We start from the raw sequence: 17,695 nt of genomic DNA, 5'->3' as shown, positions 1-17,695 counted from the left end.
TCAGAGATATGCTGAATTTAAATGAAGTCAAAAATCAACAGCGTCATATAACAGAGCCTTGTATTAAAGAATTCATTACAGGTCTGGACACGAATGTTAACAGAAGATTGATTTTTTACTAATACTAAAACCGAGGATATCATTTGTCACTAGAATTTAATTACATAATATGGGATTTATTTATAGCATTTTCATGACAATACTAAACTTAATATTTCTTAATATCAGCATGCATGATGCCTTCATATTTCTTTTTAAATAACTAACTACTGATTTAATTTCTCCTTTTTTTCATTTCTCCCACTCCATAAAACTGTATGTGCCTCCACATAATTTTTTCTCTATTTTAAAAGTATAAAAAATGCTAATGAACCTAAAAAAAGTATAAAAAATGCTAGACAACGTAAATAGTGTCTAGGGACATTGAAAATTCAGAAAATTATAATTAATTTACGAGAAGGAAAGGGAGGACCTTCGATTAAAGAGGGAGTTTTAAAAAATTGAAAGGAGTATCACTCTTGAAAGAACTAAAAGGGGAATTAATTGCAGAGTTTGTTGGCAGTTTTATTTTGATTTTTTTAGGTGCAGGCTGTGTAGCTGCTCTTGTTTTAAATGGAGCTCAATACACGATGTGGGATATAGGGATGATTTGGGGAGTAGCTGTAAGTCTGGCTCTTTATTTAACAGCTGCCATATCGGGAGCGCATATTAACCCAGCGGTCACATTAGCGCTTGCTGTTTATCGCGGGTTTTCTTGGGCTAAGGTATTGCCTTATATTTTAGCACAAACAATAGGAACCTTTACAGCAGCCGCCTTAGTATACGGACTCTATTATAATGGTTTCCTTCACTATGAAACAACAAACGAAGTGATTCGCGGGAGTGCACAAAGTCAAAATTTGGCTGGTATTTTTTCTACCTATCCTGCTTTCTATCTAAATCATTTTCAAGCTGCATGTGTTGAGATTGTTATAACGGCTTTGCTAGTAGCTGCTATATTTTCCTTTATTGACGAACGAAATTCATTTGCTCCCACAAAAGCCTTATTTCCTTTGGCAGTAGGAATCGTTATCGCTGTAATCGGCGGTGCCTTTGGTGTGTTGACTGGGTTTGCAATGAATCCGGCGCGAGATTTTGGTCCTAGATTATTCACAGCGCTAGTCGGCTGGGGACCTGTCGCTTTTGACGGAATAAAAGGATATTTTTGGGTTCCTCTTATCGCACCAATGATTGGGGCGGTGATAGGGGGAGGGCTGTATGATTATCTCATCAGCAAATATCTTCCTTCTAAAGGTTCTGCTTTGCAAGAAAAAAAGGATACTCAGGAAGAAATCGCCGCTTCTTCGGAAACTTAATAATGTTAAATAATGATAGAAAGAGGGATATTCTATGCTACGTTCAAAACGATTTGAGATTTTAGAAAAAAGACCCGTTAATAAAGATGGATTTGTAATAGAATGGCCTGAAATGGGATTTGTCGCTATGTCAAGTCCGAATGATCCAAAGCCTTCTATCAGAATAGAAAATGGCCAGATAGTAGAATTGGATGAAAAAAAACGAGAAGACTTTGATATGCTGGACCAGTTTATTGCAGATTACACGATTGATGCAAGCATAGTCGAAGAAGTCATGGCTCTTGAAAGCTTAGAGATTGCCCGAAAACTTGTGGATATTAATGTGTCCCGTTCAGAAATTGTAAAGCTGTCAAAAGGTCTCACGCCTGCAAAAGTGCTGGAAGTTCTCAATCATATGAATGTTGTAGAAATGATGATGGCTTTACAAAAGATGAGGGCAAGGAAAACACCATCTAACCAATGTCATGTCACAAATGTACGCGATAACCCTGTATTAATGGCGGCGGATGCTGCAGAGGCGGGACTCTATGGATTTGACGAACAAGAAACGACCGTTGGAGTTGCCCGTTATGCTCCTTTTAATGCGTTAGCATTACTCGTGGGTTCCCAAACGGCAAGGAATGGAGTCTTAACTCAAGATTCTTTAGAAGAAGCGACTGAACTTCGTTTAGCAATGCTTGGGATGACTTCTTATGCTGAAACTGTTTCGATTTATGGTACGGAATCTGTTTTTATAGACGGGGATGATACACCTTGGTCCAAGTCATTTTTAGCCTCTGCCTATGCTTCAAGGGGAGCTAAAATGCGCTTTACATCAGGTACTGGCTCTGAGGTGCAAATGGCCGGGGCAGAAGGGAAATCTATGCTTTATTTAGAAATTCGCTGTGTCATGATGGCGAAAGGAGCAGGGGTTCAAGGACTGCAAAATGGTTCCATCAGTTGCATCGGCATACCCTCCTCTGTACCGAGCGGGATTCGTGCTGTCTTAGCAGAAAACTTAGCTACTACATTATTTGATATGGAGGTAGCTTCAGGAAACGACCAAACTTTCTCACATTCGGAAATCCGCCGCAGTGCAAAAATGTTGTGTCAAATGCTGCCTGGTACAGATTTTATCTTTTCCGGATACGCTGCTGTACCGAACAATGAAGATATGTTTGCCGGCTCTAATATGGATTCTAGTGATTTAGATGATTACTTGATTATACAGCGGGATATGATGGTGGACGGCGGATTAAAGCCGGTGGATGAAGAAAGCGTTATTGAGGTTCGCTACCAGGCAGCCAAAGCTTTACAAGCTATTTTTGAAGAGCTGGGATTCCCGATTATTACAAATGAGGAAGTGGAAGCGGCTACTTATGCGAATAGCAGTGAAGATATGCCGCAGCGAAATGTTGTTGAAGATTTAAAGGCGGCAGAGCGAATTTTACGAGATGGGATTTCGGGATATGATATAGCTCTCATCTTAGCTAAGACTGGATATCGACAAACAGCCGAACGGATTTTCAATATGCTGAAACAAAGGGTAGCTGGCGACTATTTGCATACATCGGCCATTATTAATAAAGATAATGTCGTTATAAGCGCGGTAAACGATGAAAACGATTACATGGGACCTGGAACAGGATACCGCCTCAGTCCGGAAAGATGGGAAGAAATTAAAAACATTCGTCAAGCCATCAGTCCGAAAGACTTTGATTAAGGGAGGAACCGAACATGACGACATCATCATTTTCAATAGAGATGAAATTAACGGAAATTGGGACAGCGGTAAAAGGGACGAACCCTAGGGAAGTTATTGTAGCCGTAGCCCCTGCTTTTGGAAAAGAGATGAATAAAACCATTATGAAAATCAATCACGCTTCTGTTCTGCGCGAAATCCTTTCAGGGATTGAGGAACAAGGAGCTGTTCCCCGTGTCATTCGCAGCTTGCGCACGGCCGACTTGGCTTTTATGGCGCACGGAGCAGCCCAAATGAGCGGTTCAGGTATTAGCATTGGTTTGCAGTCACGGGGAACAGCAGTGATCCATCAGCGTGATTTGGATCCGCTAACCAATCTTGAATTATTTCCTCAATCTCCGTTAATTACTCTAGAAATGTACCGGGCAATTGGACGGAATGCAGCAATGTATGCATTAGGAGAAAGCCCAAATCCTGTTCCTGTGGTAAATGACGAAATGGCACGGCCTAAATACCAGGCGGCGGCAGCCCTGCTTTATTTAAAAGAATGCCAGTCGCTTGTGCCAGATCAGAAGCCTGTTGAATTAAAAGCGGGATTTTTAATAAAAGACTAGGAGGAAAAATAGATGGAAAACTTAACGAAACAACAAACGAAAAGCTTAACAAAAGAAAACTATCCGCTCGGTTCAAAAAGTCCGGATTTGCTATTTACACCTACCGGAAAAGCGTACAATGAGTTAACACTGGATGCTGCTTTAAAAGGAGAGGTAACAGGAGCGGATTTGCGCATCAGTCCAAAAACACTTGAAATGCATGCAGATATCAGTGAAAGTTTAGGAAGAACACAACTGGCGAAAAACTTCCGCCGGGCAGCTGAAATGATTAAGATATCGGATGCTCGTATATTACAAATCTATAATGCTATGCGCCCTAACCGTTCGACTAAAGAAGAGCTTTTAGCGATTGCCAATGAATTAGAAGAAGAATACGGAGCGATAGAAAACGCTGGATTAATCCGCGAAGCTGCAGATGTGTATGAAAGGCGCGGAAGATTAAGGAAGAGTGAGGACTAAAAGATTGATGAAAAAAATTTTAGCCGGTGTAGATATCGGCAATTCATCGACTGAAGTGGCAATCGCAAGTGTGGAGGGAGATCATGCTGAATTTCTTTCCCAGCATTTAGTCAAAACAACGGGCATAAAAGGAACTACTGATAATGTGAAAGGCATCCGCCGTGCTTTGCAGGAAGCGGCTAAAAAGGCGGGCATCGAGCTAAAAGACATTGATCTTATCCGGTTGAATGATGCTGTGCCAGTTATTGGTGACCTGGCCATGGATTTGATTAGCGAAACGATTATTACTGAATCTTCCATGATTGGCCATAATCCGGATACGCCAGGTGGAGCCGGTTTAGGCGTCGGGATAACAGTTTTAATCAATGAATTATTTGAGGTAGAGGAAAAAGACCAGGATTATATCGCTGTTATACCTAAATCTTTTGATTATGAATGGGTTGCCCAACGCCTGAATCAAGCAGAAAGCAAAGGAATATCCATTACCGGCGCGATTGTTCAAAAAGATGACGGAGTGTTAATACACAACCGCCTGAACAAAAAAATCCCCATCGTAGATGAGGTCGCTTTAATTGAAAAAGTTCCTCTTTTGAAACTAGCAGCGGTAGAAGTCGCTTTACCGGGTCATGTGATTCGGACGTTAAGCAACCCATACGGCCTTTCTACCGTCTTTCAGTTGGATCCAGATCAGACGATACAAATTGCTTTAGTCGCTAAAGCACTAGTCGGCAATCGATCGGCCGTCGTAATCCGAACACCACAGGGGGAAGTAGTGGAACGGAAAATAGAAGCGGGACGGATCATTTTAATCGGGACGAATAACCAACAACTGGAAGTATCCATTAATGATGGGGCAGAAGCCATTATGAATACGTATGAAAAACTAGAAATGCTGGACACGCTGGCAGATGTCCAAGGAGAAACAGGAACGAATGTCGGAGGGATGTTTAACGGTCTCCGTCATGATTTAGCAGAACTTACTGGACAATTGCCAAATGAAATTACCATCTCTGATTTTTTGGCCGTTGATGCGGTGATCCCGACCTCTATTAGCGGAGCAATGGCGGGTGAGCTTTCCATGGAAAGCGGCGTCGCTTTAGCCTCAATGGTAAAAACAGATAAAGTTCCTATTCAAAGAGTTGCGTCTTTATTGGAAAAAGAAATTGGGATTGCAGTAGAAGTTGGCGGTGTTGAAGCGGAAATGGCCATCCGTGGAGCCTTAACGACGCCTGGTACGAGAAAACCGATTGTTATTCTCGATATGGGCGGTGGTTCAACGGATGCTGCCATGATGAATAAATCTGGCAAAATCACCTCAAGTCACTTGGCCGGTGCAGGGGACATGGTCACGATGCTGATTAATTCTGAACTTGCTTTAGGGGATAAGGAACTGGCTGAAAAGATTAAAAAGTATCCTTTAGGAAAGGTACTGAGTTTATTCCATATGCAGCTGGAAGACGGAACGATGCTATTTTCCGAAACGCCTTTTCCTCCGTACACATTCGGGAAAGTCGTGATTCGGGAAGAACAGGATCTCACACCTTTATCAAGCAAAGTATCTATGGAAAAAATCAGGGAAATCCGGCGGAGCGCCAAGCGGAGAGTGTTTGTAACAAATGCGTTGCGTGCTCTTAAGCGGGTCATCCCGACAGGCAATTTAAAACACTTGTCTTTTGTTGCCATGGTGGGGGGATCGGCACTTGACTTTGAAATTCCGCAAATGTTAACAGAGGAACTAGGCAGGTACGGCATTGTAGCTGGTTTTGCCAATATACGCGGCACAGAAGGCCCGCGAAATGCAGTTGCTACAGGCTTGGTCTTATCCTCTGTTAGAATTGGGTATGAGGTATTAAAATGAATAAAAGTAACATTTATATTACGATCTTATATAATAGCGCTCTTCCTCCTAATCAAATTCAAGAAGTCTGTGCCGGATTGGAAGAAGAAGGGGTCCCATTTTTACTTCAAAAGTGGGAAAAAGCGGGCAGTTTTATTGAACTAGGGAGGGAAGCAGCATCCAGATCCCCTTTGCAAGTGGGTATAGGCATTGATCAAAATGGAGATTTATGTGTGCATCACGATAAATTAAAGCAAGAAGAACCATATTTACAAGACAGCCTTCAAAACGGGCGCACATTAGGAAAAAACGCAGCCCGTTTGATTAAAGGCTTGCCATTATCTATTTAGCAGGAAAGGTTGGGAAAGGATGAGTCTGATCAATTTAGAATTAGCGAAAAAACTGATTGAAAGTGCTGAAAAGGAAGCGAACGAAATCAAAGTCCCTATGGTCATTAGCATTGTTGATGAGGGAGGGAATTTCATAGCCTGCCATCGAATGGATAATGCTTTATTGGTCAGCATAGATATTGCCCAAAATAAAGCATGGACTTCCGTTGCTATGAAAATGCCGACAGCAGATTTAGCGCAGGCAGCTGGAGCGGGAAAAGAGCTTTATGGTATTAATACAACAAATAATGGACGGGTTGTCGTGTTTGGCGGAGGAATTCCATTATGGAAAGATGGGCAAGTTATTGGTGCTGTAGGTGTCAGTGGTGGTTCTGTAGAACAGGATATACAAGTCGCTCAGTCAGCTGTACAAGTATTTAGTGAGTTGGAATACTTGTTAAACGGTTAATCGATTTGCAGAATAATAGTTTTGAATTATCTCATTTCGTTGTAGATGAATACTAAATTCTGTTCAAAACGTACCCTTGGGACCACCTATTACTTCTACTTTACGGTTCTAAGGGTGCAATCTATTTAAATGGAAAGGTTGTATATATTTGAGATTTATATAAAATTTGATGATAGAAGTAAGACAATTCTTATTTATGTTTCCAAGGTGAATGATTGTACGGAAGCTTATGGTATAAATGAAAGAGCTAATTCAATGATTGGATTAGCTCTTTTATTTATATAATATTTACGCATGATTCAAACCAAACTGTTTCATGTTGTAGCAGGGTTAGCATAAAAGACGTTGGATGGCCTATATTGGAATCAGGCGCTGTTTTCTTGGAATAAGAAATAGATAAAATGGAAGAAAGCTTATCATTAGTGGTATTTTACAAAAAATGCTAATATATTAATGGTTTAGTATGCTTCATTATGAGAACGCTTTCTTGCTATGTGAAATATAAAAGTTATAGCAAAGGGGAAAATTGGGAGGGATACAAAAATGATCTTTAAACTTAAAAATATCGTAGACTTGAACACTCTCCAGGAAATTCAAGATCTCTTTGCCGACGCGACAGGTTTGGGAGTTGTTATTTCAGATGAAAATGGGGCACCGCTTACAAAGCCTAGTAACTTCACTAACTTTTGTTCTTATATACGCTCAACATCAGATGAGGGATTACGGGGATGTATATTATCAGATGAACGTTTGGGAAAAATGGCAGCTAAACAGGGAAGGACAATTATTCACCGTTGTCACTCTGGTCTGGTTGATTTGGCTGCTCCAATCATTCTCGATGAAAAATATTTGGGAGCAATCCTTTGTGGGCAGGTATTAATTCAAGGGCAGGATGAAGAGCGACTTGATCAGGTTCGTCAGAATACGAAGCATCTTCAAATTGACCAGAACATTCTCAATCATTACCTTGATCAAATTGAATTTGCTAATCAAAAACGGGTAGAGGCAGCAGCAGATATGCTTCTTCTAGTTGCCAATTATATTGTTAAGATGGGGGCAAACTATTTTACCCAAGAAGAATTAAATCAAAAAAATCAAAAATTGATGGAAGAACTGCAGCTTCGTGCACAATTGGAAAAAACATTACAAGAAACGCAATTAAAGGTTTTACAGTCGCAAATTAATCCTCATTTCTTATTTAATACTTTAAATACGATTTCACGTTTGGCCTATCTTGAAGGCGCTGAACAGACTCAGAAGGTTACATACGCGCTCGCTAAAATACTTCGTTATAGTTTGCGTAACATAGACCAACTTGTAAGTTTAACGGAAGAGTTAGAGCATGCGCGGAATTATTTAAACATTCAGCAATCTAGATTTCGAAACAAAATTCAGTATGAACAAAGTTTGCTTTTTAATGTTGATGCTATAAAAATACCTATTCTTTGTGTCCAGCCAATTATTGAAAATGCTATTCTACATGGGTTTGAATCACAAGGTAAAGTGGCTATTAAACTATGTTGTTTTTCCATGAATGATAACGTGGTAATTGAAATTTCTGATAATGGTGTAGGTATTTCACAAGAAAAATTATCATCCATACTTTCAGATGAAAAAACTAAAAGTAATGGTCATACTACAGGAATTGGTATAAAGAACGTACATAAACGAATTCAACATTATTTTGGAGAAGGTTATGGAATTACAGCTATTGAAAGTAAGAAAGGGGCAGGGACTAAAGTTCAGATTACAATCCCGAAAGTTGGGGGTGATTTGGCTTGAAAGTAATGATTGTGGATGACGAACCGTTAGAACGGGAAGTGTTAACATTGATGATCAAGAAACATAACTTTAAAGTAAATCAATTTTTCGAGGCGGAAAATGGTGTTGATGCTGTAAAAGTAGCAAAGGAAGAACAGATGGATCTCGTGATTATGGATATTAAAATGCCTATAATGGATGGTCTAATGGCAGCGGAGATTATTAAAAAGGAAGTTTCTCATTGTCGAATAATTTTCCTTACAGCTTATGATGAATTTGATTTTGCCTATCGTACTATTAAATTGGGAGCGGATGATTTTTTATTAAAACCAGCTCATTCAGAAGATATTCGACGAGCTTTAACGAAGTTTATACCAATGCTTGATACGAACCTCATTCCCACGCATTTAGAGAAGTCCAATGAGCATTACGATATTGTAAAAGTCAAAGATTATATCGAGCTTAATCTTCATATCGAGTTAAACTTAGAGAAGTTATCTAAGCTAGTCCATCTTAATTCACAATACCTTAGTCGTTTGTTTAAACAGGAAACGGGTTTTACTATTACACAATATATAACGAGTCGTCGTTTGGAAAAAGCAAAACATTATCTTGTCCATACGAGGAAAACAGTTGCAGAAATCAGTGAGAAATGTGGGTTTTCTGATTCAAATTATTTTGCGAGGGTTTTCAGAAAATATGAAGGCACGACACCAACACAATATCAACAACAAGCTATTGTTGGAAGAAAGAAACGATTAAATTCATTTAATAATTTTGTAATGTAGAGTATACATTTTTTGTGAATGGGAGAGATAGAAAAATTGGTTCTGGTGCAAAAACTTCAAGACAATGTCGTGCAGTCGATTCCAAAAGAAACACAATTGATTTTTATCTCAGTAAAGCAAGAGACAAAAGGGCTGCAAAGTGCTTCTTCAAGAAAGCTTTGCGGTCTTTTCATGTCTCTAAGCCTCGAGTTATTACAGTCTATAAGAATCGGGCTTATCCTATCGCCATTGAAGAGTTAAAAAAGAAAAAAGCAACCTGATAGTATGCAACGTACATAACAGAAGTATTTGAATAATATAGAGGATGCATGTACATGCCCCCTGCGTCGAATAGCTAAGAGGAAAAGTGTGTTATAAGTTCGGCTAATAGGCGCGAGAATTTTTAATTAAACTAAAAGCCCCCCCTAATCGGGGGAATCTTGCAATGAATATAAGTTTTAAGAGTTTAAAGTTGATAGTCTTTCATTGTATTTTAACACTACTCGGTTCTTTTAAATTATACTTTATTAGCTTCCGATATAAGGTGGACCTTGCTATTTTTAATTCTTTTGAAACAGCTGAAATATTCCATCCGCTTTGAATTAAGAGTTTTTTTATTAGCTCCATTTCTGCTTTTTCCGTTATAGAAAAGCTTGAATGTTCAACCTCACTAAGTGATTGTTGAGTTTGAAAGTTGGCTAAATAATCGGGTAAGTGACTTTTTTCAATTTCAGCTGAACTGCTAAAGATGACGGCATGTTCCAGGGCGTTTCTTAGTTCCCTTATATTTCCCGGCCATTTGTAGCTTAAAAAGAAACTTTTTGTCTTCTCTGCTAAATGAAAAGGCAAGGGTTTATTATACTTTTTTGCAAATAAAGCTAAATAGTAATCGCTAATGGGAATAATGTCTTCTTTCCTTTTCCATAACGAAGGAACCGTAAATGAGATAACATTTAGCCTGAAAAACAAGTCTTTTCTAAACAATCCTTCCTCAATCATGGCCTCCAGATTTCTATTTGTTGCGGCGATTACTTTCACGTCTATTTTAATGGTCTTTGATGAACCTAATCTAGTAAACTCTTTTTCTTGAAGTACTCTTAGTAAATGCACCTGTAAGTCAATCGGCATTTCTCCGATTTCGTCTAAAAAGATCGTACCACCGTTCGCTTCTTCAAATTTTCCTTTCTTTCCTTCTTTTTTTCCTCCTGTAAATGTCCCGCTTTCATAACCGAATAGTTCACTTCCAATTAATTCTTTTTGCATGGCACCGCAATTAATCGTGATAAAAGGTTTATCACTTTTTGAACTTACTTCATGAATATACCTTGCAATCAGTTCTTTGCCCGTACCTGTTTCACCAGTTAACAAAATAGGGGTATTGACTGATGCAATCTGCTGGCATTTATGTAATATATTTTTTATTTCCGCAGACTCACCAATCAAATGGTGATCTTTTGAATGAGTTAGCATGCTTGATGACGTGCCACTTTTAGTTTTGAAAATAGCCATATAACCAATTTCTTCTTTATTTATCACGATAGGGTTCAAATAGGTGAATTGAAACCCTGCCGCTTTATTCATGAAATCTGCTGGATTTTGAAGAAGTTCTTTAATTTTTAAATGGTTATCAAATGTTAATTCTTTTTTCAAATTTAAGGCATTTAGTAACGTTGGATCTCCATCAACAAGAACGGATTCGTTACTAAAGACAAGGACAGAATGATCCCGCCATTTGAGTGTACATTGATGATAATATTCTTCCAGTTGCCTATATTTCGTTCTATAAATGGTAAGTAGTTGTTGTTCAATCATCTGTGCGAGGGAGACGGCTAATCCAAGTGTGTGAGGTTGTGTGCTTGGCCAAAGTCCAGTAAAGTCGATTGCTCCAATGATATTTTTGGTATATGGATGAAAAATAGGGGAGGAGGAGCATGTCATTGGATGAAAGCCTTCACAAAAATGTTCAGCAGAAAAAACCTGAATAGGCTTTTTAGAAACAATGCTTGTACCAATGGCATTGGTGCCTGCTGCCCCTTCACTCCAATCCATTCCAGGAGAAAAATTCATTTTTTCCATTTTCCTCATAATCTCTGGTTCGCCCTTTAAATAAATCATTTTCCCACTTTCATCATTAAGAGTAATTAAGTAGCCAGTCCCAATTAATGTATCATAAATATGGTCGATAATCGGTTTGGCTGCAAGATACAGGTCAGATTCTGAAAGAAGTTTTTCTAGTTCAAATGAGGTAAGTGCAGTTCTAGCTTGTTTTTGTTCGGGGTTAATACCCATCGATTGACAACGGCTCCATGAATCTAATATTTGGCGGCGAACCACAGTTTGCAGATTTGTATAATTGGAGGGATTTGTAATGAATTTTTCCCATTTATGTTTTATTTCACCCACTTTATTATGCAAATCCTGTGTTGAAAAAATAGAGAGAAAATGGTTTTTCAACTTTTTTAAAACCTCCTCAATGTTATTCGAAACATTTCCAACTAAAAATCAGCCGATTAGGGGATCAGATGCAAATGATTAAGAAGTTAACCACAATAAAAGTTAACATTTTAAAATATTCTGTATATTTAAAATATTAACTTAGCCCGTTATTTAAATCAAGCAGTTTAACTGTATCGAGAAAACATTGTGTAGCGCTACATGTGTTGCAAAATACTACAGTCTTTCTATTAATCTTGTTTTACGCGACAAACCATTAATGAGTGGGAATTCTACTTGATAAAGCTTACCGTATAGCCTTATTTATTCGGAAATTTGAGGATTTTAAAGTGGTGGCACACTACTTGCATTATTAAGGGTAACAGCAAAAATATAACCAACGTATTTGTACATAAATTGCTGTTTAATTCATTTACTTACACTCGAAGGGAGAGAGTTGTAATTGGCCAAATCTCAAATTCTTGCCATTGATGCAGGCGGTACAATGACAGACACGTTTATTATTGATGAAAAAGGGGACTTTGTCGTAGGGAAGGCACAAACAACTCCGCTAGATGAACATATTGGACTATTAAACTCTGCTAAGGATGCTTTGAGCCAATGGAATGCGAAAATGGAGGAGGAATTTCCTAACTTACTTGCAGGTGTTTATTCCGGAACGGCGATGCTCAACCGCCTCGTTTCACGGGTAGGGCGTCGTGTTGGATTAGTTGTTAATAAAGGGATGGAGGATAACCATCGAATGGGTCGTGGGCTTCAGTCATTCCTTGGATACTCCTATTCCGACAAAATCCATATTAATACCCATCACTTTGATCCTCCTCTTGTTCCAAGAAAATGGACAGTTGGCGTAACAGAGAGAGTGGACCTTTTTGGAAACGTTGTCATTCCCCTTTACGAGCATGAAATTGAACCAGCCATCCAAAAACTGATTGATGAGGATGTAGAAGCGATTGTAATCAGCTTACTTCACTCCTATAAATACCCTACGCATGAAAGAAAAATTCGCGATATCGCGGAACAAATCGTAGCAAAAGCAAATAAAGATATTAAAGTTTTTGCAACGGTAGATTATTATCCGGTGCGAAAAGAATCCCACCGGACAAATACAACAATTGTCGAGGCATATGCTGCGGAACCTTCACGCAAAACATTAGAAAACATTGATACAGCACTGAGGGAAGCGGGAACCAATTTTGATCTGCGGATTATGGCCAGTCACGGTGGCACAATTAGTATAAAAGCAAATGAATTGGCAAGAACCTGCGTTTCAGGTCCAATCGGGGGAATGGTTGGAGCAAAATACTTAGCAGAACAGCTTGGATTGAAAAATGTCGCATGTTCCGATATTGGCGGAACAAGCTTTGATATTGGTTTGATTACGCAAGGAGAATTAGCTATTAATGCAAGTCCTGATATGGCTCGCCTTGTCCTATCATTACCGCTTGTTTCTATGGATACAACGGGTGCGGGTACTGGAAGCTTCGTTCGAATTGATCCTAACTATGGAAATATTACTCTAGGACCAGACAGTGCGGGATCCCGTGTCGGTGTTTGTAACCCTAAGGGCGGTCTTGATACGGTTACCGTTTCTGATTGCCACGTCGTTCTTGGTTTAATCAATCCAGATAATTTCATTGGCGGGGTGATTAAGCTTTCAAAGGAAAAAGCCTATGAAGCGGTTAAAACACAAATTGCAGATCCGCTTGGGTTAACGGTTGAGGATGCAGCTTATGGGGTGATTGAACTATTAGAATCACAGCTTCGAAACTACCTTGAATCTATGATTCTAGGAAAAGGATATTCACCTTCGCAATATGTTTGCTTCTCATACGGCGGCGGAGGTCCGTTACACACAGCGGGCTATACGAAGGGGCTTGGCTTTGAGGATGTTCTGATTCCTGCTTGGGCAGCTGGATTCTCTGCATTTGGCTGTGGGGCAGCAGATTTCGAATATCGTTATGACAAAACATTGGATTTAAATGTCGATGATAGGGCAGAGGATTCGGATATTCTCTTAGCTGGTAGAGAATTACAAGCGGCATGGGATGAATTAAAGAAAAAGGTGACAGAGGAATTTAAGAAAAATGATTATTCTCCAGAAGAAGTTGATTTCCGTCTTCTTTATCGGATGCAATATCAGGGCCAATTGAATGACCTCGAAATCGAGGCTCCTATCTCTGCCTTTAAATCTGTCGATGATTGGGATAGCCTTATTCAAACATTCGAAGAGACCTATTCAAGAGTCTATGCAAAATCTGCCCTTTCTCCAGAGCTTGGCTATTCCATCACAGGTGCCATTGTTCGTGGCGTGGTTGAAGTGGCAAAACCGCAAATTCCACAGGAGCCATTATTTGGTGAAACACCACCTGTCGATGCCTTTCTAGGATTTCGCAAAATTTATTGGAATGGCGAGCACCTTCAAGCAAAGATTTATGAAATGGAAAAATTGTTGCCTGGCAACCGAATTGATGCATTTTCAATCCTTGAATCAACAGCTACTACATTGGTTGTTCCAATTGGGTTTGAGGCTTATCTCGATGAAAATCGTATTTTCCATCTAAAAGAGATTAAGGAATAGGTTAAAAGTAAATATCTTAAGGAGGTACTGAATTTGGCGAAAATACTGACGGGCGTTCAAAAAAAGAAAAGAGGTATTGGCTGGGATGGGAAAACGCTAAAGGAAATGCGGAAGGAAATAACTGAAATTAGTAAAGAAACGGGTCATTATGCTGGTTTGAAGACGCTTCCATTTAAGGAAAGCGATCCGATTCGTTTTGAGAAAATTTATTCCAAGCTTCGCGGCGGAGTCGTTCATGCAAGGGAAACAGCAAAAAAAGTGGCTGCGTCTCCAATTGTTGAGCAGGAAGGCGAATTATGCTTTAGTTTGTACACGCCTGAAGCCGATTCAATTGTTACATCTACCGGGATTATTATCCACGTAGGCACAATGGGTGCTGCGATTAAATTTATGATTGAAAACGATTATGAGGATAATCCTGGTATTGCCGATAAAGATATTTTCTGTAATAACGATAACCATGTAGGAAATGTCCATACATGTGATGTTCATACACTTGTACCTATTTTCTGGGAAGGTGAAGTTGTAGGCTGGGCTGGCGGTGTAACGCATGTAATTGATACAGGAGCATCTGCCCCAGGAAGTATGCCAATGGGTCCTGTTCAACGATATGATGATGGTTATCAAGTAACATGTCGAAAAATTGGGCAAAATGATGTGTTATCGAAAGATTGGTTGCTTGAAAGTACAAGATCAGTGCGTGCGGTGAAATACTGGACACTTGATGAAAAAACTCGTATAGCTGGATGTCATATGATCCGTGATCTTGTATTAGATGTGATCAAGGAAGAAGGCGTCGACGCTTATAAACAATTTATGCGTGAAATTATTGAGGATGGACGCCGAGGCTTTGTGAATCAGGTAAAAACCATGTTAATTCCGGGTAAATATCGTCAAGCTTCATTTGTAGATGTACCTTTTAAAGATTTGGATCTCCCTTCATTTGCTAAGCTTAATACAATTATTCATACACCTTCTGAAATCACTGTTCATAAAGATGCACAGTTTGAAATTGATTTTGAAGGAGCAAACCGTTGGGGCTGGCACCCGTTCAATGCAACACCTGTTTCAATCACGAGTGGGATATGGGTCATGCTTTCACAGACTCTTGTACCAAATGATCGGATTAATGATGGTGCTTATTACGCAAGTAAGTTTGGAATTCCATATGGATCCTGGTTTAATCCGGATGACATTCGTTCTGCCCATTCGAATACATGGCATGCGCTTGTGGCGGCATGGTCTCCACTTTGGCGCGGATTGAGCCGGTCTTACTATGGACGCGGTTATTTAGAAGAAGTAAACGCTGGAAATGCTCATACATCTAACTGGTTGATGGGAGGAGGATATGATCAATATGGTCAATTATCCGCAATGAACAGCTTTGAGACTTCATCATGCGGGGTGGGGGCAAGTGCCGTTCAAGATGGAATCAGCCATTCTGCCGCTCTCTGGAATCCAGAGGGGGACATGGGGGACATGGAAATTTGGGAAATACTTGAACCGCTCATCTTTTTAGGAAGACAAATTTTACCTGGGTCAGGTGGGGCTGGTAAATACCGTGGCGGAAATGGTTGGCAATCGCTTCGTTTAGGTTGGGGTGCAGAAGAATGGACCATGTTTGTTGCTGGTGCTGGAGTAATGGCGACGGACTGTGGTCTAATGGGAGGATATCCAGCCTCTGCAGGGTATCGATTCCAAGCAAATAAAACGAACATCAAAGAACGTATTGAGAAGGGACTGCCTATCCCATTGGGCGGAGATGTGGATCCAGATCATCCTACCTATGAGGAAAATATGGATGCCGAGGTTGTGTACCGTGATAGACAGGCGGTGTCTACACAAGAACAATTTGGTGATTACGATGTGATTATGAACTACCTTCGTGGGGGCCCAGGATTCGGCGATCCGCTTGAAAGGAATCCAAAGCAGGTAGAAGAAGATTTAAATGAAAAGTACATTCTTCTTCGTTATGCAGAACAAGTGTATGGTTGTGTCTTTACAGAAAAAAATGGAGTCTATACGGTTGATTTACAAGCCACTGAACAAAAGCGCAAGCAAATCCGCAAGGAACGTTTAGATCGCAGTCAGCCAACAAAAGAGTGGATGGAAGGCGAAAGAAAGCAGATTTTGAACGAAGATGCTGCGATACAAGTTAAACACATGTATGCACAAAGCTTTGCTTTAAGTGAAAAGTTTACAAATGAATTCAAGAGCTTCTGGAACATTCCTGAAGAATGGATGATCTATGAAGATGATTTAGGCGTACCTACACTCGGGTCACGCATCAATCGATTCAAACAAAAGAAAAAACAATAAAATTAAGAAAAAGAGGTGAAGAAAGTGGCAAAATACGATAAGAAAAGAATTGCCGAGTTGATTGATGGGACATTAGAGTTTTATCAGTTGAAAGATATGATGACAAGCCACAAAGACCCTGAGCGTTTTGAAATTTATAGGGAGGTTTTGCAAGATCGTGTGAGCTGGGATGATCCAATCCTTCTTCCATATGGATTGCATCTATATATTGTGCAAAAAGCAAATGGAGATCGTATCGTTAAATGCGACTGCGGCCATGAATTCTGTAATTATAAAGAAAATTGGAAGCTGCATGCGCAAATTTTTGTTAGGGATACAGAGGAGAAAATGAATGAAATTTATCCTAAATTAATGTCACCAGACCCAGAGTGGCAGGTTATTCGCGAATATTATTGCCCAGGATGTGCAACTCAGTTGGAGGTTGAAGCAGTGCCTCCTTGGTATCCGATTATTCTTGATTTTGAACCAGATATTGATACGTTCTATAATGAGTGGATCAAGAAACCATTGCCAACGATTAAATAGATTTTAAGTGGTGATTTTCTAGGATGGGAGACTCTTGGGGGTTTCCCTATATTTTCCCCGCAGCGGGACTTCCATCAGAGGGTGATGAGAGAAAACTCCCACTGATGGAAGTCTCACTTTATTTATTGATCTAAATACACAACAAAAAATACTATTGTTGATGCTATGATTAAAAGAGAACAAATAGATCTACGGGGTCAGTCTGTTCGAAATCAGAAAGAATTCATTCATCAATTGTTTGTGCTAGCATCATAAGGCATGATTCCGTTAAGGAATAGATACGCTGCCTTCTTTTTTACTTTATTTTTGCACCAGAACTGAAATAATCAATCTCCGAAACAAAACCGGCTGTTTTAAAATAATACAGTCGGTTTTTTCTAATTCAAGAGCCTATTTCGCTGACCACTCCCATGGTTAAAGCCACTGGGGTTCTTTCTCACAAATATCCCACTTACCACCTTCCATAAGAAGAGGCAGAGGCGAGACTTGGGTGAGCAACACTTGAAAGAAAAACAGTCTTTCAAGTGGGCAAGGTCGGTGCCAA

The 17,695-nt window shown here is 39.7% G+C and carries 13 protein-coding genes and 2 pseudogenes; 14 read left to right on the top strand and 1 reads right to left on the bottom strand.

Annotated elements, in window-relative coordinates; translation table 11 throughout:
• Nucleotides 1–518 precede the first annotated feature (518 nt).
• The 10 genes and pseudogenes from V7068_RS01240 to V7068_RS01195 form a co-directional block, all read left to right on the top strand.
• Nucleotides 519–1,355, top strand: coding sequence for an MIP/aquaporin family protein (locus V7068_RS01240; RefSeq protein WP_499710603.1), 837 nt, complete (start codon nt 519–521; stop codon nt 1,353–1,355).
• Nucleotides 1,356–1,389: 34 nt separating this feature from the next.
• Nucleotides 1,390–3,057, top strand: coding sequence for a propanediol/glycerol family dehydratase large subunit (locus tag V7068_RS01235; RefSeq protein WP_499710601.1), 1,668 nt, complete (start codon nt 1,390–1,392; stop codon nt 3,055–3,057).
• A 14-nt stretch (nt 3,058–3,071) separates the two neighbouring features.
• The gene (locus V7068_RS01230) at nt 3,072–3,650 is read left to right on the top strand and encodes a propanediol/glycerol family dehydratase medium subunit (protein WP_499710599.1); all 579 of its coding nucleotides are present in this window, start codon (nt 3,072–3,074) and stop codon (nt 3,648–3,650) included.
• A 12-nt stretch (nt 3,651–3,662) separates the two neighbouring features.
• The gene (locus V7068_RS01225; RefSeq protein ID WP_252289129.1) at nt 3,663–4,109 is read left to right on the top strand and encodes a diol dehydratase small subunit; all 447 of its coding nucleotides are present in this window, start codon (nt 3,663–3,665) and stop codon (nt 4,107–4,109) included.
• Nucleotides 4,110–4,116: 7 nt separating this feature from the next.
• Nucleotides 4,117–5,967 (top strand): diol dehydratase reactivase subunit alpha, encoded by a 1,851-nt coding sequence (locus tag V7068_RS01220; protein WP_499710605.1) that lies wholly within the window; start codon nt 4,117–4,119, stop codon nt 5,965–5,967.
• Nucleotides 5,964–6,296: a glycerol dehydratase reactivase beta/small subunit family protein gene (locus V7068_RS01215; protein WP_499710598.1), complete on the top strand. Its 333-nt coding sequence runs from the start codon at nt 5,964–5,966 to the stop codon at nt 6,294–6,296. Before V7068_RS01220 ends, V7068_RS01215 begins: the two co-directional genes overlap by 4 nt.
• A gap of 19 nt (nt 6,297–6,315) precedes the next feature.
• Entirely contained in the window at nt 6,316–6,744 is a 429-nt protein-coding gene (locus tag V7068_RS01210) for a GlcG/HbpS family heme-binding protein (protein WP_499710597.1), read from the top strand.
• A gap of 543 nt (nt 6,745–7,287) precedes the next feature.
• Nucleotides 7,288–8,526: a sensor histidine kinase gene (locus V7068_RS01205; protein ID WP_499710596.1), complete on the top strand. Its 1,239-nt coding sequence runs from the start codon at nt 7,288–7,290 to the stop codon at nt 8,524–8,526.
• Nucleotides 8,527–8,531: 5 nt separating this feature from the next.
• On the top strand, nt 8,532–9,293 hold the full coding sequence (locus V7068_RS01200; protein ID WP_499710604.1) for a response regulator transcription factor: 762 nt from the start codon (nt 8,532–8,534) through the stop codon (nt 9,291–9,293).
• A gap of 68 nt (nt 9,294–9,361) precedes the next feature.
• Nucleotides 9,362–9,544 (top strand): annotated as a pseudogene (locus V7068_RS01195) (DDE-type integrase/transposase/recombinase); the annotation flags it as partial.
• Between the two features lie 211 nt (nt 9,545–9,755).
• On the opposite strand, the gene V7068_RS01190 reads toward V7068_RS01195, so the two are convergent.
• Complete coding sequence (locus V7068_RS01190; RefSeq protein ID WP_499710595.1) at nt 9,756–11,726, bottom strand: sigma-54-dependent Fis family transcriptional regulator; 1,971 nt, start codon at nt 11,724–11,726, stop codon at nt 9,756–9,758.
• Nucleotides 11,727–12,168: 442 nt separating this feature from the next.
• On the opposite strand from V7068_RS01190, the gene V7068_RS01185 reads away from it, so the two are divergent.
• The 4 genes and pseudogenes from V7068_RS01185 to V7068_RS01170 form a co-directional block, all read left to right on the top strand.
• Nucleotides 12,169–14,307, top strand: a complete 2,139-nt coding sequence (locus V7068_RS01185; protein ID WP_499710594.1) for a hydantoinase/oxoprolinase family protein — start codon at nt 12,169–12,171, stop codon at nt 14,305–14,307.
• 33 nt (nt 14,308–14,340) lie between these two features.
• The gene (locus V7068_RS01180; protein ID WP_499710592.1) at nt 14,341–16,626 is read left to right on the top strand and encodes a hydantoinase B/oxoprolinase family protein; all 2,286 of its coding nucleotides are present in this window, start codon (nt 14,341–14,343) and stop codon (nt 16,624–16,626) included.
• A 24-nt stretch (nt 16,627–16,650) separates the two neighbouring features.
• Nucleotides 16,651–17,151, top strand: coding sequence for an acetone carboxylase subunit gamma (locus tag V7068_RS01175; RefSeq protein ID WP_499710590.1), 501 nt, complete (start codon nt 16,651–16,653; stop codon nt 17,149–17,151).
• Nucleotides 17,152–17,316: 165 nt separating this feature from the next.
• Nucleotides 17,317–17,406 (top strand): annotated as a pseudogene (locus V7068_RS01170) (IS6 family transposase); the annotation flags it as partial.
• Nucleotides 17,407–17,695 lie beyond the last annotated feature (289 nt).

Source organism: Bacillus sp. JJ634 (assembly GCF_036962285.1).
In the GTDB taxonomy this organism is placed as follows: Bacteria; Bacillota; Bacilli; order Bacillales; family DSM-1321; genus Peribacillus; species Peribacillus asahii_A.
This window is presented reverse-complemented; position numbering and strand designations above follow the sequence as displayed.

Excerpts from the sequence above, each read along its gene's own strand:
- V7068_RS01235 (WP_499710601.1), top strand. The coding sequence starts at position 1,390 with ATGCTACGTTCAAAACGATTTGAGATTTTAGAAAAAAGACCCGTTAAT.
- V7068_RS01230 (WP_499710599.1), top strand. The coding sequence starts at position 3,072 with ATGACGACATCATCATTTTCAATAGAGATGAAATTAACGGAAATTGGG.
- V7068_RS01225 (WP_252289129.1), top strand. The coding sequence starts at position 3,663 with ATGGAAAACTTAACGAAACAACAAACGAAAAGCTTAACAAAAGAAAAC.
- V7068_RS01220 (WP_499710605.1), top strand. The coding sequence starts at position 4,117 with ATGAAAAAAATTTTAGCCGGTGTAGATATCGGCAATTCATCGACTGAA.
- V7068_RS01215 (WP_499710598.1), top strand. The coding sequence starts at position 5,964 with ATGAATAAAAGTAACATTTATATTACGATCTTATATAATAGCGCTCTT.
- V7068_RS01210 (WP_499710597.1), top strand. The coding sequence starts at position 6,316 with ATGAGTCTGATCAATTTAGAATTAGCGAAAAAACTGATTGAAAGTGCT.
- V7068_RS01205 (WP_499710596.1), top strand. The coding sequence starts at position 7,288 with ATGATCTTTAAACTTAAAAATATCGTAGACTTGAACACTCTCCAGGAA.
- V7068_RS01200 (WP_499710604.1), top strand. The coding sequence starts at position 8,532 with ATGATTGTGGATGACGAACCGTTAGAACGGGAAGTGTTAACATTGATG.